This is a genomic window from Cloacibacterium caeni (assembly GCF_907163125.1).
Taxonomy (GTDB): Bacteria; Bacteroidota; Bacteroidia; order Flavobacteriales; family Weeksellaceae; genus Cloacibacterium; species Cloacibacterium caeni_B.
The window spans coordinates 2447668-2473105 of the sequence record NZ_OU015319.1; the positions used below are offsets into that span (position 1 = coordinate 2447668).

24 protein-coding genes are annotated in these 25438 nt (G+C 32.2%); 11 read left to right on the top strand and 13 right to left on the bottom strand.

The window, feature by feature from the left end:
* The first annotated feature begins 15 nt into the window (after nucleotides 1-15).
* The 6 genes from KKQ79_RS11380 (at nucleotide 16) to KKQ79_RS11405 (ending at nucleotide 4747) form a co-directional block, all read left to right on the top strand.
* Entirely contained in the window at nucleotides 16-1383 is a 1368-nt protein-coding gene (locus KKQ79_RS11380; protein ID WP_213190235.1) for a UDP-N-acetylmuramate--L-alanine ligase, read from the top strand.
* Nucleotides 1384-1392: 9 nt separating this feature from the next.
* A complete protein-coding gene (locus KKQ79_RS11385; RefSeq protein ID WP_213190236.1) occupies nucleotides 1393-1947 on the top strand; it encodes a type II secretion system protein GspG in 555 nt (184 codons plus the stop codon).
* Between the two features lies 1 nt (nucleotide 1948).
* Entirely contained in the window at nucleotides 1949-2623 is a 675-nt protein-coding gene (gene rsmI, locus KKQ79_RS11390) for a 16S rRNA (cytidine(1402)-2'-O)-methyltransferase (RefSeq protein ID WP_213190237.1), read from the top strand.
* 35 nt (nucleotides 2624-2658) lie between these two features.
* Nucleotides 2659-3213 (top strand): YdeI/OmpD-associated family protein, encoded by a 555-nt coding sequence (locus KKQ79_RS11395; RefSeq protein WP_250131245.1) that lies wholly within the window; start codon nucleotides 2659-2661, stop codon nucleotides 3211-3213.
* Nucleotides 3214-3317: 104 nt separating this feature from the next.
* A complete protein-coding gene (gene fabG / locus KKQ79_RS11400; RefSeq protein WP_069799888.1) occupies nucleotides 3318-4061 on the top strand; it encodes a 3-oxoacyl-[acyl-carrier-protein] reductase in 744 nt (247 codons plus the stop codon).
* Between the two features lie 107 nt (nucleotides 4062-4168).
* On the top strand, nucleotides 4169-4747 hold the full coding sequence (locus KKQ79_RS11405) for a 5'-methylthioadenosine/S-adenosylhomocysteine nucleosidase family protein (RefSeq protein WP_213190239.1): 579 nt from the start codon (nucleotides 4169-4171) through the stop codon (nucleotides 4745-4747).
* A gap of 227 nt (nucleotides 4748-4974) precedes the next feature.
* Here KKQ79_RS11405 and guaC read toward each other — a convergent pair whose 3' ends face one another.
* The 6 genes from guaC to surE all read right to left on the bottom strand — a co-directional run bounded on the left by guaC (nucleotide 4975) and on the right by surE (nucleotide 10025).
* Complete coding sequence (gene guaC / locus KKQ79_RS11410) at nucleotides 4975-6018, bottom strand: GMP reductase (protein ID WP_213190240.1); 1044 nt, start codon at nucleotides 6016-6018, stop codon at nucleotides 4975-4977.
* A 36-nt stretch (nucleotides 6019-6054) separates the two neighbouring features.
* A complete protein-coding gene (locus KKQ79_RS11415) occupies nucleotides 6055-6354 on the bottom strand; it encodes a type II toxin-antitoxin system RelE/ParE family toxin (RefSeq protein WP_213190241.1) in 300 nt (99 codons plus the stop codon).
* Nucleotides 6355-6356: 2 nt separating this feature from the next.
* Nucleotides 6357-6602: a type II toxin-antitoxin system ParD family antitoxin gene (locus KKQ79_RS11420; RefSeq protein ID WP_213190242.1), complete on the bottom strand. Its 246-nt coding sequence runs from the start codon at nucleotides 6600-6602 to the stop codon at nucleotides 6357-6359.
* Between the two features lie 368 nt (nucleotides 6603-6970).
* Entirely contained in the window at nucleotides 6971-7702 is a 732-nt protein-coding gene (locus KKQ79_RS11425; RefSeq protein ID WP_213190243.1) for a hypothetical protein, read from the bottom strand.
* A 533-nt stretch (nucleotides 7703-8235) separates the two neighbouring features.
* Nucleotides 8236-9096, bottom strand: coding sequence for a TraB/GumN family protein (locus tag KKQ79_RS11430; protein ID WP_213190244.1), 861 nt, complete (start codon nucleotides 9094-9096; stop codon nucleotides 8236-8238).
* Nucleotides 9097-9257: 161 nt separating this feature from the next.
* A complete protein-coding gene (gene surE / locus KKQ79_RS11435) occupies nucleotides 9258-10025 on the bottom strand; it encodes a 5'/3'-nucleotidase SurE (protein ID WP_213190245.1) in 768 nt (255 codons plus the stop codon).
* A gap of 414 nt (nucleotides 10026-10439) precedes the next feature.
* Here surE and KKQ79_RS11440 point away from each other — a divergent pair, with 414 nt between their 5' ends.
* The gene (locus tag KKQ79_RS11440) at nucleotides 10440-12719 is read left to right on the top strand and encodes a DUF5686 family protein (RefSeq protein ID WP_069799904.1); all 2280 of its coding nucleotides are present in this window, start codon (nucleotides 10440-10442) and stop codon (nucleotides 12717-12719) included.
* Nucleotides 12720-12884: 165 nt separating this feature from the next.
* Complete coding sequence (locus tag KKQ79_RS11445) at nucleotides 12885-15005, top strand: carboxy terminal-processing peptidase (protein ID WP_213190246.1); 2121 nt, start codon at nucleotides 12885-12887, stop codon at nucleotides 15003-15005.
* 54 nt (nucleotides 15006-15059) lie between these two features.
* Here the strand turns inward: KKQ79_RS11445 and KKQ79_RS11450 are convergent, their stop codons facing one another.
* Nucleotides 15060-15572 (bottom strand): methylated-DNA--[protein]-cysteine S-methyltransferase, encoded by a 513-nt coding sequence (locus tag KKQ79_RS11450; RefSeq protein ID WP_250131246.1) that lies wholly within the window; start codon nucleotides 15570-15572, stop codon nucleotides 15060-15062.
* A gap of 206 nt (nucleotides 15573-15778) precedes the next feature.
* Between KKQ79_RS11450 and KKQ79_RS11455 the strand changes: the two genes are divergently transcribed.
* Both KKQ79_RS11455 and feoB read left to right on the top strand, forming a co-directional pair.
* On the top strand, nucleotides 15779-16033 hold the full coding sequence (locus KKQ79_RS11455) for a FeoA family protein (RefSeq protein WP_069799908.1): 255 nt from the start codon (nucleotides 15779-15781) through the stop codon (nucleotides 16031-16033).
* Nucleotides 16034-16065: 32 nt separating this feature from the next.
* The gene (feoB, locus tag KKQ79_RS11460) at nucleotides 16066-18108 is read left to right on the top strand and encodes a ferrous iron transport protein B (protein WP_213190247.1); all 2043 of its coding nucleotides are present in this window, start codon (nucleotides 16066-16068) and stop codon (nucleotides 18106-18108) included.
* Nucleotides 18109-18139: 31 nt separating this feature from the next.
* Here feoB and KKQ79_RS11465 read toward each other — a convergent pair whose 3' ends face one another.
* A complete protein-coding gene (locus KKQ79_RS11465; RefSeq protein WP_213190248.1) occupies nucleotides 18140-18640 on the bottom strand; it encodes a ferritin in 501 nt (166 codons plus the stop codon).
* Between the two features lie 557 nt (nucleotides 18641-19197).
* Nucleotides 19198-20895 (bottom strand): M14 family metallopeptidase, encoded by a 1698-nt coding sequence (locus KKQ79_RS11470; RefSeq protein ID WP_213190249.1) that lies wholly within the window; start codon nucleotides 20893-20895, stop codon nucleotides 19198-19200.
* A gap of 56 nt (nucleotides 20896-20951) precedes the next feature.
* Here KKQ79_RS11470 and KKQ79_RS11475 point away from each other — a divergent pair, with 56 nt between their 5' ends.
* Complete coding sequence (locus KKQ79_RS11475; protein ID WP_213190250.1) at nucleotides 20952-21752, top strand: hypothetical protein; 801 nt, start codon at nucleotides 20952-20954, stop codon at nucleotides 21750-21752.
* 77 nt (nucleotides 21753-21829) lie between these two features.
* Here the strand turns inward: KKQ79_RS11475 and lepA are convergent, their stop codons facing one another.
* From lepA to KKQ79_RS11495, 4 genes are all read right to left on the bottom strand, one after another.
* Nucleotides 21830-23626: a translation elongation factor 4 gene (lepA, locus tag KKQ79_RS11480; protein ID WP_213190251.1), complete on the bottom strand. Its 1797-nt coding sequence runs from the start codon at nucleotides 23624-23626 to the stop codon at nucleotides 21830-21832.
* Between the two features lie 96 nt (nucleotides 23627-23722).
* A complete protein-coding gene (locus tag KKQ79_RS11485) occupies nucleotides 23723-24235 on the bottom strand; it encodes a hypothetical protein (RefSeq protein ID WP_213190252.1) in 513 nt (170 codons plus the stop codon).
* Between the two features lie 7 nt (nucleotides 24236-24242).
* Nucleotides 24243-24746, bottom strand: a complete 504-nt coding sequence (locus KKQ79_RS11490; protein ID WP_213190253.1) for a hypothetical protein — start codon at nucleotides 24744-24746, stop codon at nucleotides 24243-24245.
* A gap of 22 nt (nucleotides 24747-24768) precedes the next feature.
* Complete coding sequence (locus KKQ79_RS11495; protein WP_213190254.1) at nucleotides 24769-25320, bottom strand: RNA polymerase sigma factor; 552 nt, start codon at nucleotides 25318-25320, stop codon at nucleotides 24769-24771.
* Nucleotides 25321-25438 lie beyond the last annotated feature (118 nt).

The window sequence follows — 25438 nt, forward strand, 5'->3', positions numbered from 1 at the left end:
ATCAACTAAAAAATAATGAATATTTCAGATTTTAAAAATCCTTTTTTCATAGGTGTTGCAGGAGTTGGGATGAGTGCAATTGCTCAATACTTGCAGGGAATTGGCAAAAATGTATCGGGAAGCGACCGATATTTTCATCCTGATGAATACAATAAAACCAAGGAACAACTTGAAAATGAAGGAATAAAGTGTTTTCTACAAGACGGAAGTGGAATTACAGCTGAAACCGATTTGGTAGTGGTTTCTACTGCGATTGAAGAAACCGTTTACGAAGTAAAAAAAGCCAAAGAACTCGGAATTCCGATTATTAAAAGAAGCCAACTTCTCGCGATGATTGCGAAAAGTAAAAAAACGGTAGCAGTTGCGGGAACTTCTGGAAAATCAACCACTTCGGCAATGCTATTTCAAATTTTGTTGGATGCAGGTTTAGAACCGTCTATTATTTCTGGAGCGGGTTTAACGAGCATTATCAAACAAGGAAAAATTGGTAACGCTTACGTAGGAAAAGGAGATTGGCTCATTATAGAAGCTGATGAAAGCGATGGTTCGGTTGTTCAATACGAACCAGAAATTGGTTTGCTTTTGAATATTGATAAAGACCATCAAGAAATTGATGAATTGATAGAACTTTTCACTATTTTCAAAAATAATACAAAAGGTTTATTTGTTGTAAATCAATCAAATACATTAGCAAAAACTTTGTCGGCAAATGTAAATAACGATTTCGGTTTTGAAACTGATGCAGGTTTTACAGCTAAAAACTTCAAACAAGAAGGTTTTAAATTAAGCTTTGAAATTGACAATCAAGAGTTTACAATGAACGCAATCGGACAGCACACTGTAGAAAATGCTACGGCTGCAGTTGCGGTAGCCAATCAAATTGGGGTTGATTTAACAACTTGTGCCGAAAGTTTATCAAAATATGAAGGAATTTATCGTCGTCATCAGATTTTAGGACAAAAAAATGGAGTTTGGGTGATTGATGATTATGCTCACAATCCTGCAAAATGTGCAGCAAGTATTAAGGCTTGTCAACCTTTGGCAGAAAAAGTTGTGGCTTGGTTTCAACCGCATGGTTATGGACCGACAAGATTTTTGAGACAAGATTTTGTAGAAGAAATCTCGAATACACTTCGTGAAAATGATGAAATCTGGATGAGCGAAATTTTTTATGCAGGCGGAACCGCTGTGAAAGATATTTCTGCGAATGATTTAATTGAAGACATAAAAGCGAAAGGCAAAAAAGCTTTTTTTGTAGAAGATAGAAATCAGTTTTTAGAAAAGGTAAAGCCTTTATTATCAGAAAATTCGGTTTTATTGTTGATGGGAGCGAGAGATCCTAGCTTGGAGGAATTTTGTAAAGATTTGTATGAGAAATTGTAAAATTTTGATATGTTAGAATTTGAAAATGCAAATCCAAATCCAAAGAATGTTTCAAAAGAAATGAATAAACCTCCTTATTTGTTAGGTTTATTAGGTTTTATTCCTTTAGTTGGTTTTTTTGTTGGAATTGGTTTAACTCTTTATGGATTAATTAAATACAAAGACAAAAAGCTAATTATTATCGGAGTTTTATGCATGGTTTTTACCATTTTCGTGTATTCTTTCATGTATTTCGGAATTGAAAAGTCTAGTAAAGTAAGAGAAAGTTGGGCAGAATTATCACAATATCAAGTTAATGAATTAGTTAAAGATATTGAATATTTTAAGTTAGAAAATGGAAAATATCCAGATAGTTTAAAACAGCTTCAAAATGGTGATACTCTTGTTAATATTCAGGATCCCATAAAAGGCTTAAATTCAAGTGAAAAAGATATCTTTATTTATGAAAATTTGGGAGATAAATATTCACTTTATTCTGTTGGGTTAGATGGAGTTGCTAAAACAAAAGATGATATTTTTCCGAATGTGAAAAATGATAGTAAAGTAGGCTGGATAAAAAAATAAAATGAGCGGAATCCTATATTTTGTTCCAACACCGATTGGAAACCTAGAAGACATGACTTTCAGAGCGATAAAAGTACTGAAAGAAGTAGATTATATCCTTTGTGAAGACACCAGAACTTCGGGAATTTTGTTAAAGCACTACGAAATTTCTAAACCTCTAAAATCGTATCATCTTCATAATGAACATACTGCAACGGAAAAAGTAATTGCAGATTTAAAATCTGGACAAAACATTGCCATTATTACCGATGCAGGAACTCCTGGAATTTCAGATCCTGGATATTTGCTCGGAAAAGCTTGTGCAGATGAAGATTTGGAAATGATTTGTTTGCCTGGTGCAACTGCTTTTGTTCCAGCTTTGGTGGTTTCTGGCTTACCGAATCACGATTTTTATTTCGCAGGGTTTTTACCTCAAAAAAAAGGCAGACAAACCAAACTGAAACAACTCGCCGAAGAGAAAAAAACCATTGTTTTATACGAAAGTCCGCATAAAATTAATACCACTTTAGAACAGATTAAAGAATTTTTTGGCGAAAATGCGAAGGTGAGTTTAAGCCGAGAAATCTCTAAAAAATTCGAGGAAACCAAGCGAGGAACCATTGAAGAGCTGATTGCTTTTTCAAAAAGTAAAACACTGAAAGGCGAAATTGTTTTGATTGTGAATAACGCTTTGTAAATTTTTCTGCATGAAACCCACCGTTGAAGAACTTATTGCCAAAAATAAAAAATTGGAAAGAAGAACTTACAAAACTTCGTTCCATTGTTTTGGATTATGGTTTAACGGAGGAGGTAAAATGGTATCAACCGTGTTATTCTTTTAATGGAAGCAATCTCATTATTTTGGGTAGTTTCAAAGACTTTTGTACATTGAGTTTTTTCAAAGGAGTTTTGCTGAAAGACGAATATAAAATCTTAGAATTTGCAGGTCAAAACACACAATCAGCAAAAATCGTAAAGTTTACTAATCTACATCAAATCAATGAATTAGAATCTATTTTGAAAGACTACATCAAAGAAATGATTGCCCTCGAAAAATCTGGCGCAAAAGTTACTTTCAAAACAATAGAAGAACAAAAATTACCCGAAGAATTAGAAGAAATTTTTAGCCAAGATAAAGATTTTGAAAAGGCGTTTAAATCTTTAACTCCTGGTAGACAACGCGCATATTTACTGCATTTTTCTTCAGCAAAACAATCGGCGACTAGAATTTCAAGAATAGAAAAATTAAAACCAAAAATATTTGAGGGAAAAGGTTTAAATGAATAGTCAATAACGCAATTTAAAGTCTTATCATTATGCAATAAATACAGAATGAATAAATTCTCTTACATTTGCAGAAATTCATATTGAAATATTAAACTTGATATAAAATGAAACTACTTGAAGGAAAGGTGGCTCTTATCACAGGAGGAACTCGCGGAATCGGAAAAGGAATTGTAGAAGTTTTTGCAGCACAAGGTGCGAAAGTGGCTTTTACTTATGCAGGTTCTGTAGAAAAAGCACAGGAATTAGAAAAATCATTAAGTTCTGTTACCCAAATCAAAGGTTATCAATCAGATGCTTCAGACCATGAAGCAGCTCAGAAATTGGTAGATGATGTAATGGCAGAATTTGGAAAAATCGATATTTTAATCAATAACGCAGGAATTACAAGAGATAATTTGATGCTCAGAATGTCAAAAGAAGATTGGGATACGATTATCAAAGTAAATCTAGATTCTGTTTTCAACTTGACCAAAGCGGTAATTAAACCCATGATGAAGGCAAGAAGCGGTTCTATTATTAACATGACTTCTGTAGTTGGTGTAAAAGGAAACGCAGGACAAGCGAATTATGCAGCTTCTAAAGCTGGGGTAATTGGTTTTACAAAATCTGTAGCTTTGGAATTGGGTTCTAGAAATATCAGATGTAATGCAATTGCGCCAGGATTTATAGAAACTGAAATGACGGCTGTTTTAGACGAGAAAACCGTACAAGGTTGGAGAGATGCTATTCCTTTAAAACGTGGCGGAACTCCAGAAGATGTAGCAAATGCTTGTGTTTTCTTCGGAAGCGAAATGTCTGCTTATGTTACAGGTCAAGTCATGAATGTAGATGGTGGAATGCTTACTTAAAATATTGAAAATCAATAAATAAACATAAAAAGGCTTCTTCGGAAGTCTTTTCATTTTTAGAAAAGTTTGGATAGATGATATTCTTTGCGTTTAAAAAAATAAATAAAATGATAGAAATAAATATTAACGGAACTGTTTACCAAAATCCACTTCTGGTTTTTGCTTTAGAAGTAGAAGCGCAAGAAGAGTTTAATGATTTTCAGAAAATTTTTACTGGAGTAGGGAAGATTAATGCAGCGTATCATCTTTTTAAAGGCATAGAAAAGTACAATCCCGATATTATCATTAATCTGGGAACTGCAGGAAGCACGGCTTTTAATAAGGGAAATGTGGTGTGTTGTACGCAATTTATCCAAAGAGATATGGATGTGATGGCACTCGGTTTTCAAAAATTTGAAACGCCTTTTGCAAACGGTGAGATTATTCTAGAACACGGCATCTCTTTAGAAGATGTTCCGAGTGGAATTTGCGGAAGCGGAGACCAATTCGAAATGGAACACTATAATACAGAATACAACGTGATAGAAATGGAAGCTTTTGCTTTGGCTAAAGTGTGCAAAGAAGAAAAATTACCATTTTTGTGTCTTAAATATATTTCTGATGGAGCAGATGGAAACGCAGTAGATGATTGGAGTACAGAAGTAAAAAAAGCAGCCCAAAAACTCAGAGAAACCCTTCTAAAATAGAAAATCCTCGAGTAATTCGAGGATTAAGCCATTATAATTCAAAGAATTATATTTTATTGGAGCACTTGTGTTTTCGAGTGCAAATATAAAAATAATATTTTTTATCTCCAAAAAAAATGTTTAGAAATCGCTTGATTTACAGTAGTTTAGATAATAATTACCATTTCAATTAGCTATTACAAATAAAATAATTGCATTAACATAAATAAAAAGTTTTTTTATCTAAACTATTCGTTTCCAAAGACTTCGTTATGCTGTTCTTGCACTCTGATAAAGGTGGTTCTTTTCGATAATTCCTTGAGTTGAGAAGCGCCAACATACGTACAAGTAGAGCGTACTCCGCCTAAAATATCTTTCACCGTTTCCGCAACTGGTCCTTTGTATTTTACCTTTACGGTTTTCCCTTCAGAAGCGCGATATTCTGCAACGCCGCCACTGTGTTTTTCCATGGCAGTTTTAGAACTCATTCCGTAGAACAATCTGAATTTTTTGCCGTTTTCTTCTACCATTTCACCGCCACTTTCGTCGTGACCAGCAAACATTCCGCCTAGCATTACGAAATCTGCGCCTCCACCAAATGCTTTGGCTACATCTCCCGGAACTTTGCAACCACCATCACCAATGATGTGTCCACCCAAACCATGCGCTGCATCTGCACATTCTATAATTGCCGAAAGTTGAGGATAACCCACTCCAGTTTTTACTCGGGTAGTACACACAGAACCTGGCCCAATTCCTACTTTTATAATATCTGCACCAGCTAAAATGAGTTCTTCTACCATTTCGCCAGTCACCACATTTCCTGCGATGATGGTTTTATCTGGAAAATCTGCGCGAACTTTTTTCACAAAATTCACAAAATGTTCAGAATAACCATTGGCTACATCGATGCAGATGAAATTGATCTTCGGAAATTTACTGATGATTTCTTTAATTTTTTCTTCGTCACTGCTTCCAGTTCCAGAGCTGATGGCGATATATTGATAAATGCTTTCTGGAGAATTTTCTAGAAATGCCGACCATTCTTCTAGCGTGTAATGCTTATGAATGGCAGTAATGATTTTTTCTTCTGCAAGAGCCGTTACCATTTCAAAAGTTCCTACCGTATCCATATTGGCAGCGATAATGGGAACACCACGCCAAGTTTTTTTAGAATTTCTAAAGATAAATTCCCTTTCTAGACTTACTTGTGAACGAGATTTAAGAGTAGAACGTTTTGGGCGAAACATCACGTCTTTGAAGCCCAATTTTATATCATATTCTATGCGCATTTGGTGAAATTTATTGGGGTAAAAATAGGGAAAAATTTAAACATTTAAATGAGAATCTACATCCATTTGTTGATGCAAGATTCGTATGATTTCTATATCGTTATTTTTGAGATTAATTCTGTAAAAAATAAAATGGGATTTTACACGAGAGCGAAAATAACCTTTTCTAACTTCCCCGAAATCTTGTCCGAATTTAGGATTTTCTGCAAGATATTCTATTTCATTCATTATTAAATCAAAATAGTAATCTGCTTGTTCTATAGACCAATTTTCTAGTGTATAAAGCCAAATATTTTCTAAATCTTTTTCGGCTTCTATGCTAATTTTGTAATTCATTACTATTCAGCATGTTTTTTGTGAAGCTTTTCTTTAAAAGAATCTCGATTAAAATCTTTTGAAAAGCCAGATTTTTCTCCTTTTTTTAGTTCGTTAATTAATAATGTTTTTTGAGATTCTTGATGTTCAAAAACCCTTAAAGCTGTTCTAATTAATTCACTAGCAGAAGAAAATTTACCAGACTTAATTTGTTCTGAAATGAAATTCTCAAAATATTCTCCGAGCAAAATAGAAGTATTTTTTGCCATGATTTATTTTTTTGTAAATATACCAATTATTGGTATTTGTGCAAATAAAAAATCCGCTTTTTTGCGGATTTTAGAGTTTATGTTTTATTGTAGTCTCGGTTTTGTAATCCGAGACATCGGGTTTTATATAGGTCTAATATAGGGTAATATTATCTTTATATATTCTTAATAATTATAAAATAGTAGACAATTTACTTACTATAATATAAATTCCAATAGTAAATAAAAAGATACGATAGTTTTTGTCATAAAGTGATAACTTTTTTTTCTTTTTATAGTAAGAAATTGTCTCTTTTGCTAACGAATATAAACCTAGCAAGCAAATAAAAATTACTAATAAATTAAATATCGTTTCCATAATTATTTATTTAACCCCACATACAATATGAAAAGTCTGCAACTGCAATTACTGCACCAACATATCCTAGAAACCTTGTTGCAACTTTTCCAACAGCAGCTATTAACATTCTTTTTGTTGCAAATTTGCCATACCAACCATCATATAAAGATTGTATACCTGTTGCCTCAAGAAAGCATTCACCAACAGAGCGACTTACATTTAAATTAGAAGAATAACCATCATAAGTAGGGATACCTAATTTTTGTTCCATCTCAATTACAATATTAGCAGCATGAATATAATTGGGGCTGTCAGCAGACCATTCATCAGAAAAATCTAATTGGTGAGAAAGTAAATAGTTTTTGGCAGATTCGATAGATTCTGAAAGTTCATTTTTAGCTTCGGCTTCTTCAAGACTATTAGCAGCATAAACTATTTCTCCATCCGCCAACAAAACATCATCATATGGGTCACCAACATATTCTCCTGTTAAATAATAAGTAAATTCATCTGCGGGCATTAATTGTTCAAATGAGTTTCCATCTATACGATAGGTCATACCATTTTTTAAGCTTAACTTCTTTCTTACTTTCTCTAAAGATTTCAAATACTTATCTTTATATAAAGATTTGTCTTTTTCTTTAAAAATTTTCTGATTTGTCTTGGATACCGTTAAAGAACTCGTATCACTAATTGAAACAGAGTCTCTTGAACAAGATACAAGTAATAAAATAAATGCATACAATAGTAAATTTTTCATAAATTTTATTTTTAATGTTTATTATTACAAATATAAAATGTCATTTTTAATTATGCAAATATTCAAAAAAAATAAAAAATTATTTTGTTTTATATAGAATCGTTGATAATATTGTAATTGAGGCGTAGTCAGTCAAATAAAATTTTTCGAGATTCGAAGGAAACACGAACAAACCACGAGTAAACACGAAGGAAAACTCCTATTTCACTCCTAGAAAACTCAAAGAATTTCCCATAAAAAAATCCGCAAAAAGCGGATTTTAGAGTTTGTTTTTATTATAGTCACGGATTACAAATCTGAGATATCGGCACCAAGTTATTTTCCTAAGACAGGAAGTGCTTTGCTTTTGTAAAAACAGTCTTTTTAGACTTCAATAACTCAATTTTAAGCCTTCTAAAAATTAGAATTCTACACCTGAACTAAAATAAAACCTCGCTTAAAAGTACTTAAACGAGGTTGAAATTTTATGTTTTTGAAAGCTATTTTCTAAAAAAAAGGAGTTGTGCAACAGTTACCGATGTTAGTAGAGGTTTTTATTTTAGTTCAATTGGTGATACAGAATATCCTCTATTTTTTAGTAGTTCCAATAATCCATCTTTAAAATCTAAATGATAAAGTCCAACGAAAATGAATATATTTTTATTTTCTTGAATTGATTTGTCTATAGTATTAATCCAATCTTTATTTCTTATTGTTAGCATTTTTTGTTGACTTTCTTTTGAAAAATTAAAATTGTGTTTTTTAGTTCTATATTCCTGTAAAATTGCGCAATTAATATTTTGTTCTTTAGAATTTAATGTTTGAATTTTATCTTCAAGTATTTTTAAAAGTTTGTTCTCATCGTAATCTTTATAAATATTGCTATTTAGGTAGTCGAAGGTTTTTGATGTAGATTCTAACCCAAGTAACTGAATTTTATTTTTTATTGAATACTCTTTCAAATAATCATCTAGTTTAATTGAATCAAGTTTTTCTTTTTCTGACAAACAAAATTTTGAAGTAATTTTTCCATCAATAGTTACAATAAGTTCTTTTATTGTCATTTTATTCCAATCAACATATTTTGGAACTATTTTTTTTATAGTTTGAAATTCTTTTTCATTCAATTTTTTCAGAACTAAATTTTGATTTCTTTGATTTATAAACGCTTTGGCAGAATCAATATTCTCGGAATAAGCAACCTTACTATTTTTAAGAGCATTGAAAATAATTTCATCATCTTTAAAAAAATCCTTTCCTAAATAATGATAAGTTCCCAATATATAACTATCGTTACCATTTTTTGATATTTTCCAAAAAATTGACTTTTGAGACAATAAAAATGAAGAAATTAGTAAGAATGTTAAAATGAAATGTCTTTTTACCATAATATTGTTTAAAATTTCTGCTAACACTCAAATATACGAAAGTTTTACAATAGTGTATATGTTTTGTGAAATTTGAGTATAGTGATGTAAATCAGTGTTTTTATTTGTATTTTGTTTCGTGTTTTATTTACAATCATAGAAAATGAGTTGCGCTCTATTTTTTTTCATTTTATATAAAATACGAAATCTTAAGAATTCAAAACCTCTCCCAATTCCTGTAAATATTCGTGGGCAGTTAAATCAAATTTCACGGGAACTACAGAGATGTAACCATCGGCAAGTGCGTTTTCATCGGCATCTTTTCCTTCGTCTTGGTTGTTAAAATAACCTGTGAGCCAATAGTATTTTTTACCATGAGGATTTACACGTTCATCAAAGCTTTCTTCCCATTTTGCTTGGGCTTGCCTGCAAACTTTGATGCCTTTTATTTCTTCTTTTTTCAGTTTCGGGATGTTTACATTTAGCACAATTCCTTTTGGCAATGGATTTTCTAAAACTTTTTTTACGATATTTTGAATATAGTCTTTGCATTGTGAGAAATCTGCATCCCACGCAAAATCCAGCAGAGAAAATCCTATAGACTGTAAACCTTCTACACCTGCTTCTACTGCGGCAGACATGGTACCAGAATAAATGACATTAATCGAAGAATTGGCACCGTGATTAATTCCCGAAACCACTAAATCTGGTTTTCTGGTCAAGACTTTATCTAGAGCAAATTTTACACAATCTACAGGAGTTCCGCTCAGTGAATAATCACGCTGAGGTCCTTCTAAATTGATTTCTTCGAAAGTAAGGGTAGAATTGATGGTAATGGCATGTCCTTTTCCAGATTGTGGAGAATTGGGTGCTACAACCACAACTTCGCCTATTTCGTTCATAAAGTTTACCAGATTTCTAATTCCTGGTGCGGTAATTCCGTCATCATTGGTAACTAATATCAAAGGTTTTTTCATTCTAAAAATTATTTTTATTGATTTTTGTAGTTTCGCAAACTTTTTTGGGGATTGATTATCAATTTAATTAGTGCGATTTTCTTCTTAAAATTAGATTTCAGACAAAATTAATTTATTAAAAACAGATTTTTACTATAAAATGGTAAGATTATTGCTTTTTTAATCCGATTAATTTTTTCGTAATTTTTGAAGAATATTTTGTTTGTCATACAAAACACAGGCCTAATTGTTTTCTGAAGTGCGAAAACACAGTTTTCAGAATAAAAACGAAAGTTTTTTCGTTTAATGATTGTATTTATAAATTTTAAATATAATGAATAATGAAATTTTGGTTACAAAAATAAATCAAAATTAATATTAATTTGCGCCCTTGTTTATTAACAAAAATTGAAAGGATATTTAATACCGAAGAATATGAACTATTTTAAACTACTTTTAGTCTTTACTTTTCTTATACCAATTGTAGCTTTTTCTCAGATTAAAGAGAAAAATATTGATGCAGTAGTTATAAAATCTTCAAAAAAGAAATTGAAGAAAAAAGACAATCCTGCATACGAAATCTTGCAACAAGTGTGGAAACACAAGAAAAACAATGGTCTTTCTCAGTTTCAAGACTATCAGTATAATGAGTACGAAAAAATACAGGTAGATGTTATTAATTTAGACAGTACTTTTACGCAAAAGAAAATTTTCAACAAAGTAGATTTTATTTTTAAATATGCGGATACTGTTGATAATAAATTGTCTTTACCTATTTATTTTAATGAAACGGTCTATAAAAATTGGGGTAAAAAAGAACCTGTAAAAAAAGAGAAAAAAGAAGTTTTAGCCAATAAAGCTTCAGGATTTTCTAGTAACGAAGTAGTCGCCAATACTGCTAAAAACCTTTATAAAGACATTAATATTTATGATAATATTCTGAATTTCTTTAACATAGGCTTTACAAGTCCTGTTGCGAAGGATGGTTTTATGAGTTATGATTATGAACTTTTATCAGACCAAAATTACAATAGTGTAGATTGTTATAGAATAAAATATACTCCAAAAAGAAAAGATGTTTTGTCTATTTATGGGATGTTGTATATTTCTAAAGAAAATTATGCGGTTGTAAGAGCTACTTTGAAATCTAGCAAAAACCTAAACGTAAATTTTGTGAACAATTTTTATAATGAGTTGGATTTTGATAACCCAAATGATAGTATTTTCTTGCCAAAGAAAAATTATCAGGAAATACAAATGTCTATCTTAAGTAAAAAAGACAAGTCTAAAAGCTTGGTAATCAAAAAGAATACTACTTTTTCTGATTATTTATTCAATCAAAATTTAAAAGATGAGGTATTTGAACAGAAAACGGAATTTCTAAGCGATGAACAGTTGCAAAAAGACGAAAATTTTTGGGAAGAAAACAGAAAAACACCACTTTCTGAATCAGAAAAGAACATTTATGTAATGATGGATGAGCTTAATAATGTTCCGAAATTTAAAAGAGCTGTAAAGCTTTATGAAACGCTTGCATCTGGCTATTACAACGTTGGGAACGCTATTGATATTGGCGATTTGTATTCTACCATTGGTTTTAATGATGTTGAAGGCTTTAGGGTGAGGGTTGGCGCAAGAACCTTTTTTTCGCCAAATGATATGTGGAGGGCTGCATTTTATACCGCCTACGGATTTAAAGACGGGCAGATAAAATACGGTTTCGAGGCCAGAAAAATGTTCAACCGAGATAATAGATTTACCATAGGAATTGGCACCAGAAGAGATGTAATGCAATTAGGCGCGCAACTTACTACAGATGAGGGAATTATGACGCGTTCTTTTGCCTCTTCAGGAGTTCTTAATTCAGGGAATAATTTTAATTTAAGTTCTGTAAATCAGACCAGTGCATTTGCAGCTATAGACCCTTTTAAAAATTTTACGGTAAGATTAGACGCAACATATCAAACCATAAAATCTGCCAATCCGACTAAATTTTCGCTGGATTTTTATCAAAATAACCAACTTTTTTCAGAACTTAAAGATAGTAAACTAGCACTGAGCATTACCGCAAGACCTGGCGCAAAATTCTCACAATATGGTGTAGATCGTTACGAACATAGTACTTTGGCGCCAACATTTGTTTTGAAATATACCAGAGGTTTAGAAGGCGTTTTCAATGCAGATTTTAATTACAATAAATTGCAGTTTTACTATTATCAGCCATTTTTATTGAAGAGTTTCGGAAGATTAATTCTGAATGTAGAAGCGGGTAAAAACTTCAATACGGTTCCTTTGGCTTTGCAAAATGTAATCCCAGGCAATCAATCTTACGGGCTTACGCCCAACACGTTTTCATTACTCAATTATTATGAATTTGTTACGGATGAGTACCTTAGTTTTCAGGCCGAACATCATTTTAATGGAAAATTACTTTCTTATATTCCCTTAATTAAAAAACTGAAATTGAGAGAAGTAGCATTTTACAGAACCGCAATCGGTAGTTTAAGCGATGCGTCTAAAAATATTAATTCTACCAATATCTTGCTTTCTGCGCCACATCAAAAACCTTATTACGAGTATGGCTTTGGGATTGAAAATATTGGTTTCGGGAACATCAGAATGCTGAGAATAGATTTCAATTGGAGAGGCAATTATTTAGAAAATCCAGGTGCACAAAAATTTGGGATTAAATTCGGATTACAGTATAATTATTAAGAAAAATACATTCTTGTTTCTGTAAATTTTTAAAATCGAAGAAAAAAATCAAAAAAATATATCATATTTTTAAATAAGACATTAAATTTGAGCTTTATTTAAAAATGTATTCTGTAACAAAGCAATAGTTAACCCAACTTATTGTAAATAATTTTATTAAAAAATATGTTCAAAAAATTCAAACTCAATAAATTATTATTTTTCGCACCATTAATCACGCTCATGTTCTGTTTTAATGCACCACAGAATGATGACGAGAAGATGCAAACGATTATGATAAGTGTAAAAAATACGCTTTCTTATCTGCATTATTCGCCTAAACCGATTAATGATGCTTATTCTGCTGATGTTTATGATAAATACATGGAAATGATAGACCCAGGAAAAAGATTTTTCTTGCAGTCAGAAGTAGATGAATTCAGTAAACACAGAACCAAATTAGATGATTATCTGAACAGAGGTGATTTAACTTTTTATAAGTTGACGGTTGATAAATTGTACGACAGAACCGCAGAAATTGAAAAATATTCTCAGGAAATCTTGAGCAAACCGATTAATTTTGAAGAAAATGATGAATTAATTCTGGAACCAAAACTGAAGAAATATCCACAGAATCAAGAAGAATTAAAAAACGAGTGGAAAAAATTCATCAAGTACAATATTCTTCAAGAAATAGAAACGCTCAATGCGAAAGAAGAAACGCAACGTGAGAAGAAAGACAGTGTAAACCGTCTGAAACTGAAAGATACCATTAAGTTAGAAATTCTTACACCTGCGCAGAAACAAGTAAAAGCGACGGAAGAAGTAAAAGATCTAATGACTTCTATGTTTAAGAGATTCCAAAAACGTAAAAAAATGGATTGGTTCTCTGTTTACATGAACGCTTACACCGAAGTTTTTGATCCGCATACCAATTATTTTTCACCTCAAGACAAAGAAGATTTTGATGTGAATTTCGCAGGAAAAGTCATTGGAATTGGTGCAACGATTCAAGAAAGCAAAGGAAAAATAAAAATCGGAACATTGGTAGTTGGCGCTCCCGCTTGGAAATCGAAACAAATTTCAGAAGGAGACGAAATTCTAAAAGTTCAGTCTAAAAAAGGAGAAGAACCGATTAATGTAACGGGAATGTTGGTAGATGAAGCGGTGCGTTTTATCCGTGGCGAAAAAGGAACAGAAGTAGTTCTTACGCTCAAGAAAAAAGACGGAACCATCAAAGAAGTGAAAATGATTCGTGAAGAAGTAGCGATAGAAGACACTTTTGCGAGAAGTATCATCATCAATGGAGCGAATGGTAAAAAATATGGATTCATCAATTTACCAAGTTTCAATGCAGATTTTGAAGATGCTAAAGGAAGAAATGCTTCAGACGATATAAAAGCAGAGCTCATTAAACTAAAAGCTCAAAATGTAGAAGGAATTATCCTTGATTTAAGAAATAACGGAGGCGGTTCTCTTACCGAAGTGGTAGATATTATGGGACTTTTCATGAATAACGGACCTGTAGTTCAAGTAAAAGACGGAAACGGTAGAGTTCAAGTGATGAGAAACAAACAAAATGACCCAATTTGGACTGGGCCTTTGGTAATCATGCAAAACGAACTTTCGGCTTCTGCTTCTGAAATTTTAGCAGGTGCGATGAAAGATTACGGAAGAGCAGTGATTGTTGGTTCTCCTAATTCGTTCGGGAAAGGAACAGTGCAGACTTTCGTAGAACTGAATAGGTTTTTAAATAGTACGGATGATTTCGGCTCACTGAAATTAACCATTCAGAAATTCTATAGAATTAATGGAAAATCTACCCAGTTAAAAGGTGTAGAGTCTGATATCCCGATGAAAGATGTATTCTCTTATGAAGAAATCGGCGAAAGATTTGATAATTATGCTTTACCTTGGGATCAAGTAAACTCTAGCAGTTTTACGATGAGTAATCCAATAAATGTTGCAGATTTGGCTAAAAACAGTCAGTCAAGAATGGCTCAAAATAAATTTTATCAATTATTGCTAGAATCTGCACAATGGAGAGAAAAATTAGACAAAGAAGAAAAGATTTCTCTTAATCTAAAAGATTTTGAAGCAGTGATGAAAACCAGAAAAGCACAGATTGATAAATTCAAACCATTGATTAAATACAATAACGGATTAAACTTTGCCCTTCATGCAGACGAAGTTTCTAGAGGAAAAACCGATGAGGTTTTCGCAAAAAAATCTGAAAACTGGATGAAAAATCTGAAAAGAGATATTTACCTTCAAGAAACTGTAAATATTATCTCTGATTTAAAATAACAGTCTTTGACTGATTTTATACAACTCCTCCAAATTTTTTGGAGGAGTTTTTATTTAGAATTTTAATTCTATTCCTTCAAGTTTAAAAAGCGCCGCTTTTCTATCGACGCCACCAGCATAACCCGTTAATGAAAGATTTTTACCGATTACTCTGTGACAAGGAACCACTAAGCATAATTTGTTTCTAGAATTGGCATTGGCAACAGCTCTTACCGATTTTGGGCGTTTCATGGCATCAGCCTGAGACTGATAACTTCTATATTCTCCAAAACTAATGTTCTGCAATTCTTCCCAAACCTTTTTCTGAAAATCTGTACCCGTAAATTCCACAGGAACGGTAAATTTTGTCAATTTTCCTTTGAAATATTGGCTCAATTCCTTTTCCAGAAGTTTTAAAACTCTGTTATTGGATGTTTTGATGACGCCATAACCTTGCGAAATTTCTTCCATGTGCTTTTCAAAATATTTAGAATCTTCAAAATCGAGAAGAAGCAAGGCATTTTGATTGGCAAAAGCCACCATTTTACCTAGAGGAGTTTCGTATGATTTGGTGTACAGCATGTTCATAATGAATGAGTTTTCAACAAATTTAGGAAGAATTTTTACGAAAAGACGGTTTAATTTTTAAAATACTTTTTCATTTCATCAATTTGAGAATCGTTTTTCGTGAGAAGATGTTTTTAATCAGTAATTCTTTTGAAAAAAACTACGGAAGTCTTATTTAGAATTAAAATAAATAAAGTATATTTGCTCCTCAATTAATTATAGAAATCTTGCAGACAAATATTTCAAATAAATTGTGCTGTTTTCCTCGAAATAAAAAGGGGAAAATCAAAGGTTATGATAACGAAAACTTGCAGATGCCCAATAAGATAATCGAAATGGGATTATTGCCAGAAACATCATTTGTTATCTTACATCAAGCGCCTTTTAGCGGTCCTCTGTACATAGAATACGGAGAAGAAAAAACGAGAGTTGCTCTTCGTGAAGAAGAAGCGAGATTTATTTTCGTAGAACCAGAAAATTAAACCAATATTTCTACTGAAATTTGGAAAATTATATGCCGAACTCAGCAAAAAAACAAAAACATATTCTTTTGGTAGGAAATCCTAATGTAGGAAAATCTACCATCTTCAATTTGCTTTGTAACAAAAACCAAAAAACCGGCAATTACGCTGGCGTTACTGTTGCTTCACACGAAGGAACTTACCTATACAAAGACGAAGAAGTAGAAATTGTAGATTTGCCAGGTTCTTACAGCATTTATCCCACTTCTGAAGACGAAGCTATTTTCACCAAATATTTGATTGAAGAACAAGAAAAATACAGCGGTGTTATTTACATCGCAGATGCGCTGAACCTTAAAAGAAGCTTGCTACTTTATCAGCAAATCAAAGATTTGGGAATTCCTGTTTTGATGGTGATTAACCAAGTAGATTTGGCGGAAAAAAGAGGTTTACACATCGATTCTAAAAAACTGAGCGAACTTCTTGGTCAAAATATTCTAGAAACCAATGCCAAAAAGAATATAGGAATTGAAGAAATAAGAGAATCTATTTTTAAAGATGAATTTTCGGTTTCGGATAAGCCTTATTTTGATATTCCTTCAGAAAATTTAGGATTGGTTTTCAAGATTTCAAGACAAATCGAAGAGAATAATTTCTATAAAGTTTGGACACTTATTGCAGCAGATACTTATTTGGGCAAATTAGAAAGTGTAAAAACACAACTGAATCAAGAAGACAGAAAATGTATGGTTCCTAAGCGTTTACAAGTGCAGGAAACCATCAGAAGATACCAACAAATTGACGGAATTATCTCTCAAACCATTTCTAAAAAACCTCAGTTCAAGGAACTTCTCACCGAAAAATTAGACAAAATTTTAGTACATCCTGTTTTAGGATATTTGGTTTTTGGGTTTATTTTACTCACCATTTTCCAAAGTGTGTTTTTCATCGCAGAATATCCCATGAATTGGATTGATGCCGCTTTTGCTTGGTTGTCTGAAACTTCCAGTACTTGGCTTCCAGAAGGTCCATTAAATTCATTAATTTCTGACGGAATTATTCCAGGAATTGGCGGAATTGTGATTTTTGCTCCGCAAATCGGGATTCTTTTATATTTCTTGTATTTATTAGAAGATTCTGGTTACATGGCGAGAGTTATTTTCTTGATGGACAGATTCTTACGACCGTTTGGTTTAAACGGAAAAAGTATTGTTCCGCTCGTTTCGGGAACAGCTTGTGCCATTCCTGCAATTATGAGTACCAGAAACATTGAAAACGTAAAAGAGCGACTCATTACGATTCTCATTACGCCTTTTATGACGTGTTCTGCAAGACTTCCGGTTTACAGTATCATTATTGCGCTGATTTTTACTGATGGAACTTTCTTTGGCGTAAAATATAAAGCGATAGCTCTTCTTGGAATGTATTTCTTAGGATTTGCGACTTCGCTTATAGCCGCATTTATTTTAAAATATTTCATTAAAAATAAAGGAAAAACCTTCTTGGTAATGGATTTACCAACGTATAAAATGCCACTTTGGAAATATGATTTCAAATTGGTTTTAGGTAAAGTTTGGGAATTCATCACAGGCGCTGGAAAAATTATTTTGGCAGTAAGTGTGATTCTTTGGTTTTTAAGTTATTTCGGACCGAAAGATGATTTCCATATTTTAGAACATCATTCAGATGTGAAATTAGAAAATTCTTATTTGGCTAAAATCGGGAAGCAAATGGAACCTGTGATTTCGCCATTGGGTTACGATTGGAAAATGGGAGTAGGAATTCTTACCAGTTTTGCAGCAAGAGAAGTGTTTGTCGGCACAATGTCAACACTTTACAGTCTTGATGATGATGCTCCAGAAAAATCGGTCATCGAAAAAATGAGAAGTGATGTAAAACCGAATGGCGAAAAAGTATTCAGTTTTGCAACCGGACTTTCCATACTTATATTCTACGCTTTTGCGATGCAATGTATCTCTACGATTGCTGTAGTCTACAGAGAAACAAAATCTTGGAAATGGACAGCGATTCAATTGGTTTTCATGTCTGGTTTAGCTTATCTAGCTTCCATGTTGGTTTACCAATTTTTCAAATAAAAAAAACTGCTTTTAAAAGCAGTTTTTCATTTTATTCAGCTACGAAAACGCGTTTCGCCAGTTCTTGATCAAAAAGATACAAAGCAGAAGGATTGTCTTTCACCATTTTAATTTTCGAAATCAATTGAGAAGCATTGGCTTCTTCTTCTACCTGTTCATTCACAAACCATTGTAAGAAAGCAGCAGTAGAGTAGTCTCCTGCATCATTAGCAGCTTTTACAATGTCAAAAATACTTTTGGTTACTAATTTTTCGTGCTCTAAAGCTTTTTCAAAAATTTCTAAAGCATCTTTGAAATCATGAGGAGGTTGTCTTACTTCTTGTAGTACAATTCTTCCACCGATATCGTTCAAATAATCAAAGAATTTTTCTGAATGCATCAGTTCTTCTTTAGACTGAACTCTGAAATAATTGGCAATTCCGTCTAAATCTTGTTCTAAAAACCAAGCGCTCATGGATAGGTACAATTGCGCTGCATATTGTTCTTTTGCAATTTGCTGATTCAGCAAATCAAATATATAATCTCTGTTCATGATAAATGAATTTATTCAAAGATAAGAAATAAATGTGATTTAGTTTTAAGAAATTTTATCTCTTCCTGGGCATTTTTTACATCTTTTCCCTTTCTTAAATTTCTTACAACATTTCTTTTTACCACAATATTGTTCGTAGTTTTTGCTCTCCAAAGTTGGAACAACAAGATTGAAATAAGGGTTAGTTCTGAAATCCATGAGACAAAATTAATCTTTATTTAGAATAGTTCAAAATAATTATGTAATTTTGTCATAAGATTTTTGTCATGGAAAGTTTAGTCCTTCAATATGTTATCATTTTTGCAGCTTTATTAGCGGCATCTTATTCTATTTATAAAATCATTAAAAAAACTTTTTCTCCAAAAAAATTCAATAGTAAAAGAACGCATTGCGACAAAGATTGCGGATGTTCTTGATTTTTAAAACGTTGAAAACATTTTTCTAACATTAAGAGTTTATTAAGGAATTAAGAAAAATAAGTTTCCATTCTTCGAGTTTTTTCTTAATAAACTTAATCTCTTAATTCTTGCTTAATGGTTTAAAAATCTATTTTTAAATTATCGAATTCTATAAATAGGATATTGATTTACAGAACCTTCGTAATATTCAGAATTTTTATACACCCAATCTAATTGTGCTGCTCCATCTTCTGAAAATTTAGCATCTGAAGCTTTTTTCAGTTCAAAGGCTGTTTTTAACGCTTTGTTGGTTTTTAATAATTCGGCAGCAGTATCTTCGAAAACGTAGTCAGAAAAATACTCTTTTTGTCCCAAAATTCCATCAAACTCGTTCCAGTTAAAGTAAGAGTCAACTGCTTCTGGTTCTAGCGTTTCTAAAAGGAATTTCACGCCAGATTGTTTTGTAGAAACCAAATAATCTCCTTTTCTGAATTTTTTGGTCTTTAATTCTGATGAAACTTGAGTATCAAAATGCAAGTAATGACCTTCATAAGGATTTTTTACGGTTTTAAAATCTACGATTTTATAAGATTCAACTGTGATCAAAGAATCAGATTGTAATTCTTTGAATTTGATTTGATTGCGTTTTAAATTTTCTATGATTTTCCCTTCAGATTTTGGAATCACGTAATAAGTTGGGATTGTAATTTCCTTATCAGATTTATAAGTGTCAAAGAATTTTACTTTTCTTGTAAAAGGTTTATTTCTATCATAGAAAAGTCTCGGTTTTCCAGAAATTCCGCTTGGTTTTTTCCCTGCTTCATAACCTTTGAAATCAATATAACTGTATTTAGTGCTGTCTAATTTCCAATGAATTGCGTATTTTTTATTTGGTAAATAATTGGTCAATTCTTGCATTCTTTTTTTAGAAATATCCAAGTAATTTTCATCTACAAAATTGATGGAATGTTTCATGTATTCATACGTTGCTTTTACGCGGTCTTGGTAAGGTTTTAGCATGTGCGTTTCTGCTACTGTTCCTGGAATATTGAAAAGGGTAGTGTAACCCGTTGCATAACGTGGAGAATCCATAAAAGCAGGAAAACCTTCATCTGGAGAATCTCCGTGAATATTGACGTAAGGAACGTTCAAAATTTTAGATTTCTCCATATTTTGAATCAGTTTCGGTTGCATTTCTTGATGAAAATACGTTCCGAGATAGCTTCCTAATCTTTCTTTATTGGTAGAAATATAGGTAAAAGTGTATTGATAATCTGCGCCGTTACTTACATGATTATCAATAAAATAAATCGGTTTTAGCCAATGAAAAATCTCTTGAAAAGCTTTGGCATTTTCTGTATCATTTTTGATAAAATCTCTGTTCAAATCAAAATTTCTGGCATTCCCTCGGAAACCGTGTTCTTCTGGTCCGTTTTGATTAGCTCTTGAAAATTTCCCTCTTCTCAGCATTCCCGAAATGTTGTATGCTTCAATTGCGGCAACTTTGGTATTTTGTGGAACTTTTATTTTTCCTAAAGCCAAATCTCGCATTAGCATCATTGTAGCATCAATTCCGTCACTTTCACCAGGATGAATTCCGTTATTGATGAAAATTACGTGAATATTTTGTTTTTTTGAGTTATCAAAAATTACGACTCTAATTGGTTCTCCGTTGTCATCTTTTCCTTTTTCTACTACGGAAATGCTTTCGAAGTTTTTGTCTAAATCGTCATAGAATTTTACCATTTCTTCGTAGGTGGTGGTTTGATTTCCGTTGCCTTTTTCGTAAGGCGTTTTGAAATCTTGAGCAAAAGAAAATACGGTTTGAACAAGTAATAGTAGTGTGATTTTTTTCATTGGGAGGAAAATTTTAAACGAATATATTAATTTTATATCTTTGATAAAACTAATTCATGAAAACATTCTATCTTCTTTTCATTTCACTATTCATCATCAGTTGTCAAGAGAAAACTTTTGCTGATGACATTACCCTGGTTTACCCGAAAAATACTCAAATGAAAATACAGGAGTTTAATGAAGATGGTAATTTAGGTGGTGATAATTTAATATATGTTGGAAAAATTATTCCAAAAATTGATGTAAAATATTATGAAAGTATTCTACCACCACCTCCTCCTCCGAGGAAATTCAATAAGATAGATAAATCTTTTAATGAGATAATAAAAAAAGAAATTGATTCTATTTATTTAAGTCAAAAACCATATTTTAAACGAAATTTATTGAAAATTTCTTTGTCTAAAGAAAATGAGCCTTATGATTCTTTAACCAATAAAAATCTTGAAATCATTGTAAAACAAAAAGATACAATTCCTATTTATAAACAAGATTATATAAGCCATCAATTTAAAACGTTTAAAGCGTTTCCAGTTTTTATTAAAAATATTTCTAAAAAAACTTTAAAAATTCCAACCGAAGCTACAGGCGTAGCTTTTTATACTTTTGATAATGAGAGAAAAAATTTCTATTATCTCAGAAACAGTAATTATATGATTTGCGGAATAGAAACTAATTTCTATAGCTATTTTGAACTTAAACCCAACGAAATTTTAGTGTACGCTTACCCTTATTTCAAAAAAGGAAAAACGCATAAAGCTAAAGTGAAATTTTATGATGCTTCTTCCAAAGAATTTGATATTTCTATTGATTATAAAATTATTGAAAATCAAAGGAATAGATATATTATGGATTATTAGAAATAAAAAATCCACAGAATTTTCTGTGGATTTTATTTATCTTGATTCTTGGATCTGAAATCTTGAATCTATTTTATTTAATCATTCAATTTCAAAACTGCCATAAATGCAGATTGTGGAACTTCGACTCTACCAATTTGCTTCATCTTTTTCTTTCCTTCTTTCTGCTTTTCTAGGAGTTTACGTTTTCTGGAAATATCACCACCGTAACATTTTGCGGTAACGTCTTTTCTCAGAGCTTTTACGTTTTCACGGGCGATAACTTTTGCACCAAGAGCAGCCTGAATTGCAATATCAAACTGTTGACGAGGAATCAATTCTCTTAGTTTTTCGCACATTTTTTTACCAATGTAATACGCGTTGCTATCGTGAATTAACGACGAAAGGGCATCTACCATATCTCCATTGATTAAAATGTCCATTTTCACCAATTTAGAAGCTCTAAAACCAATTGGATGGTAATCAAAACTTGCATAACCTTTAGAAATTGATTTTAATCTGTCATAAAAATCAAAAACAACTTCTGACAAAGGCATGTTAAATACCAATTCTACACGGTCTGAAGTCAAATAAGATTGGTTTACAATTTCGCCACGTTTTTCTATACAAAGCGTCATTACCGCACCCACAAAATCAGATTTTGTAATAATGGTAGCTTTGATATAAGGTTCTTCTACACGATCTAAAGCAATAGGATCCATCATTTCTGACGGGTTATTAATCAAAATCGGAACATTCGGTTCTTTTTTAGAATATCCGTAGTAAGAAACGTTAGGAACCGTAGTAATTACGTTCATGTTGAACTCTCTATCAAGACGTTCCTGTACAATTTCCATGTGAAGCATTCCTAAGAAACCACAACGGAAACCGAAACCAAGAGCCGCAGAACTTTCTGGCTCGAAAACCAAAGAAGCATCATTCAGCCTTAATTTTTCTAAAGAAAATCTTAATTCTTCAAAATCTTCAGATTCAATAGGATAAATTCCCGCGAAAACCATTGGTTTTACATCTTCGAAACCATCAATTGCTTCGGTTGCAGGATTTGCCATAGAAGTAATGGTATCACCTACTTTTACTTCTCTAGCATCTTTAATTCCAGAAATAATATAGCCTACATCTCCGCATTTGATTTCAGATTTTGGCGCTTGTTTTAGTTTCAGCGTTCCTACTTCATCTGCTTCGTAGACTTTATCCGTCGCCATGAATTTTACTTTCTCACCTTTAGAAATTTTACCGTTTACTACTTTAAAGTAAGCTTCAATTCCACGGAAAGGATTGTAAACTGAGTCAAAAATTAGAGCTTGAAGCGGCGCATTTTCGTCACCTTTTGGCGCAGGAATTCTTTCTACAATTTGTTCAAGCAATTCATGAACACCAGCTCCTGTTTTCCCAGAAACACGCAATACATCTTCTGGTTTACAGCCGAGAAGATTTACGATTTCATCGGTAACTTCTTCCGGATTAGCAGAAGGTAAGTCAATTTTATTCAGAATTGGAATAATTTCCAAATCGTTTTCTAGCGCTAAATATAAGTTGCTAATCGTTTGTGCTTGAATACTTTGTGCAGCGTCTACAATCAGAAGTGCACCTTCACAAGCAGCGATAGAACGAGATACTTCGTAAGAAAAATCTACGTGTCCCGGTGTATCGATCAGGTTGAGAATATATTTTTCGCCTTTATATTCATAATCCATTTGAATGGCGTGAGATTTTATGGTAATTCCACGCTCTTTTTCCAAATCCATATCGTCAAGAGTTTGCGCTTGCAACTCTCTTTGAGAAACCGTATTGGTATATTCTAAAAGTCTGTCAGCAAGGGTAGATTTCCCGTGGTCGATATGTGCGATTATACAAAAATTTCTAATGTTCTTCATTCTTCTTTTTCAATGATTTGCAAAGATATTGATTTTAAGGTAAAATCCTAAAAATAAAAAACTCCGAATTGATTTTCGGAGTATATTTTAAAGATTTTAAGGATTTGGCATCGGTTCGCGACCTTTTGGTGGCCCCATTTTTTGTCTGCGTTCCATAAATTTTTCGCGCATTCTTCCTTCTTGATTAAAAAGTTTCAGCACTTGTTGAGGTGTCAAAATTTTTAGAAACTTATCAGCATACACTTTTCTGTTGTTGAGCAGTTGTTGGCCTAAGTCAAAGCTTTGGTTCAGCATTTTCTTGGCTTCTGCATCAGAAAGGTTTTCTTGAGAGAAATCTGCTCTGAATTTATTTTTGATGGTTTTTTGACTTTCTTGATATTCTTTGAGAAGGGATTTAAAAGCTTCTTGTTTTTCGGCAGGAACTTGTAAATTTTTGATGGCCATCATGGTAGCGGCATCTTCCATCAATTGTTTTCTTTGCTCAGGAGACATTTGTCTGATGTATTCTCTGCGTTGTTCTGGTGTCATTTCTCTAAAATTTGGTTTTTCTTGAGCTTTAAAACTCATAAAGGTTCCAAAAAATAGAAGGATATAGATAAAATTTTTCATAAAAGATTTAATTATAAAGGTCTAAATAGATGTCGTGACTAGTGTTTTTTGATAATTCTGCCAATTCTTCTTGAGTCAAAGAATTAAGAAGTTGCTCATAATTTTCATCAGTGTTTTTAGAATTCACAATTTGTTCTGTAATTTCTGGGTTTTGGATATGAGCAACTTCACTATTGTTTTCTTTAACAATATTTTGTGATGAATTTTGGGTGTTATTTTGTTCTGGTTTTGGCTGTGTAGTTTCTACTTTGGTGATGGATTGCACTGAATCTTGACTTGGTTTAGAAAATTCTGTTTGGTTGGTTTTCCATAAGAAAGTAAAGCCAAAAATTAATGCTAAAGCGGCAGCAATAGAAGTTACCATTGAAAAATTGATTTTAAAAATCTTCGGTTGATGTTCTTTTTTTCTTACTGTTTTATTAAGCACATTTTCCTGCATTTCCTCGAAAGTGTTTTCGGGAATTTTGTATGGTGTTTTTTTAGCTAAATGTTCTATATTAAAATCTTTCATTTTCTAAAAATTTTAAATTTTCTTATGATTCGTAGTTTTCTCTGATGTAGTTTTCTATTTTTTCTTTGGCGTAGTGGTAATTGGTTTTGCAAGTACTTACGCTCATTTCTAGAATATTACTTATTTCTTCGAAAGGCAATTCGTCATAATATCTAATATTGAAAACTAATTTTTGTTTCTCTGGCAATGTCTGTATGGCTTTCTGCAATAAAACTTGAATTTCTTCTGCATCATGTTCTGCATTTTGGGCGACTAAGTTTTGCATATAGTATTCTGCATCCTCTTCTGTTTTTTGCATTTTTTTCAATTTTGCCAATTGCTGAAGCGCTTCATTGGTAGCGATTCTGTATAGCCAAGTGTACAATTTACTGTCTTGTTTGAATTGACTAAAATTGTTATATGCCTTAATAAAAGTGTCTTGCAACACATCTTGCGCAAGGTCATGTTGCACAATTAATCTTCTGATATGCCAATAAAGCCGACTTTGGTAGGTATCCATCATCGCACGAAGTCCTTTTTCCGAAGAATTGGGCTGCAACATCAAGCTGATGATTTCGTCGTCTTTACACTTCATAATTTAGTTTTCAATGGTTTGATTGTTCTTTTTAAGGAAAGTTAAATTTAAAAATAAAAAATTACAAAAGTTTATAGAATAAAAAAACCATCCCGATATTCGGAATGGTTTTATATGT

Bases quoted from the DNA above. Each gene is read 5' to 3' on its own strand.
- KKQ79_RS11485 (WP_213190252.1), bottom strand. From the start codon at position 24,235: ATGAAAAATTTTATCTATATCCTTCTATTTTTTGGAACCTTTATGAGT.
- lepA (WP_213190251.1), bottom strand. From the start codon at position 23,626: ATGAAGAACATTAGAAATTTTTGTATAATCGCACATATCGACCACGGG.
- guaC (WP_213190240.1), bottom strand. From the start codon at position 6,018: ATGCGCATAGAATATGATATAAAATTGGGCTTCAAAGACGTGATGTTT.
- KKQ79_RS11475 (WP_213190250.1), top strand. From the start codon at position 20,952: ATGAAAACATTCTATCTTCTTTTCATTTCACTATTCATCATCAGTTGT.
- KKQ79_RS11385 (WP_213190236.1), top strand. From the start codon at position 1,393: ATGTTAGAATTTGAAAATGCAAATCCAAATCCAAAGAATGTTTCAAAA.
- KKQ79_RS11380 (WP_213190235.1), top strand. From the start codon at position 16: ATGAATATTTCAGATTTTAAAAATCCTTTTTTCATAGGTGTTGCAGGA.
- fabG (WP_069799888.1), top strand. From the start codon at position 3,318: ATGAAACTACTTGAAGGAAAGGTGGCTCTTATCACAGGAGGAACTCGC.
- KKQ79_RS11490 (WP_213190253.1), bottom strand. From the start codon at position 24,746: ATGAAAGATTTTAATATAGAACATTTAGCTAAAAAAACACCATACAAA.
- KKQ79_RS11415 (WP_213190241.1), bottom strand. From the start codon at position 6,354: ATGAATTACAAAATTAGCATAGAAGCCGAAAAAGATTTAGAAAATATT.
- KKQ79_RS11445 (WP_213190246.1), top strand. From the start codon at position 12,885: ATGTTCAAAAAATTCAAACTCAATAAATTATTATTTTTCGCACCATTA.
- KKQ79_RS11470 (WP_213190249.1), bottom strand. From the start codon at position 20,895: ATGAAAAAAATCACACTACTATTACTTGTTCAAACCGTATTTTCTTTT.
- KKQ79_RS11405 (WP_213190239.1), top strand. From the start codon at position 4,169: ATGATAGAAATAAATATTAACGGAACTGTTTACCAAAATCCACTTCTG.
- feoB (WP_213190247.1), top strand. From the start codon at position 16,066: ATGCCGAACTCAGCAAAAAAACAAAAACATATTCTTTTGGTAGGAAAT.
- surE (WP_213190245.1), bottom strand. From the start codon at position 10,025: ATGAAAAAACCTTTGATATTAGTTACCAATGATGACGGAATTACCGCA.
- KKQ79_RS11450 (WP_250131246.1), bottom strand. From the start codon at position 15,572: ATGAACATGCTGTACACCAAATCATACGAAACTCCTCTAGGTAAAATG.
- KKQ79_RS11420 (WP_213190242.1), bottom strand. From the start codon at position 6,602: ATGGCAAAAAATACTTCTATTTTGCTCGGAGAATATTTTGAGAATTTC.
- rsmI (WP_213190237.1), top strand. From the start codon at position 1,949: ATGAGCGGAATCCTATATTTTGTTCCAACACCGATTGGAAACCTAGAA.
- KKQ79_RS11425 (WP_213190243.1), bottom strand. From the start codon at position 7,702: ATGAAAAATTTACTATTGTATGCATTTATTTTATTACTTGTATCTTGT.
- KKQ79_RS11465 (WP_213190248.1), bottom strand. From the start codon at position 18,640: ATGAACAGAGATTATATATTTGATTTGCTGAATCAGCAAATTGCAAAA.
- KKQ79_RS11440 (WP_069799904.1), top strand. From the start codon at position 10,440: ATGAACTATTTTAAACTACTTTTAGTCTTTACTTTTCTTATACCAATT.
- KKQ79_RS11495 (WP_213190254.1), bottom strand. From the start codon at position 25,320: ATGAAGTGTAAAGACGACGAAATCATCAGCTTGATGTTGCAGCCCAAT.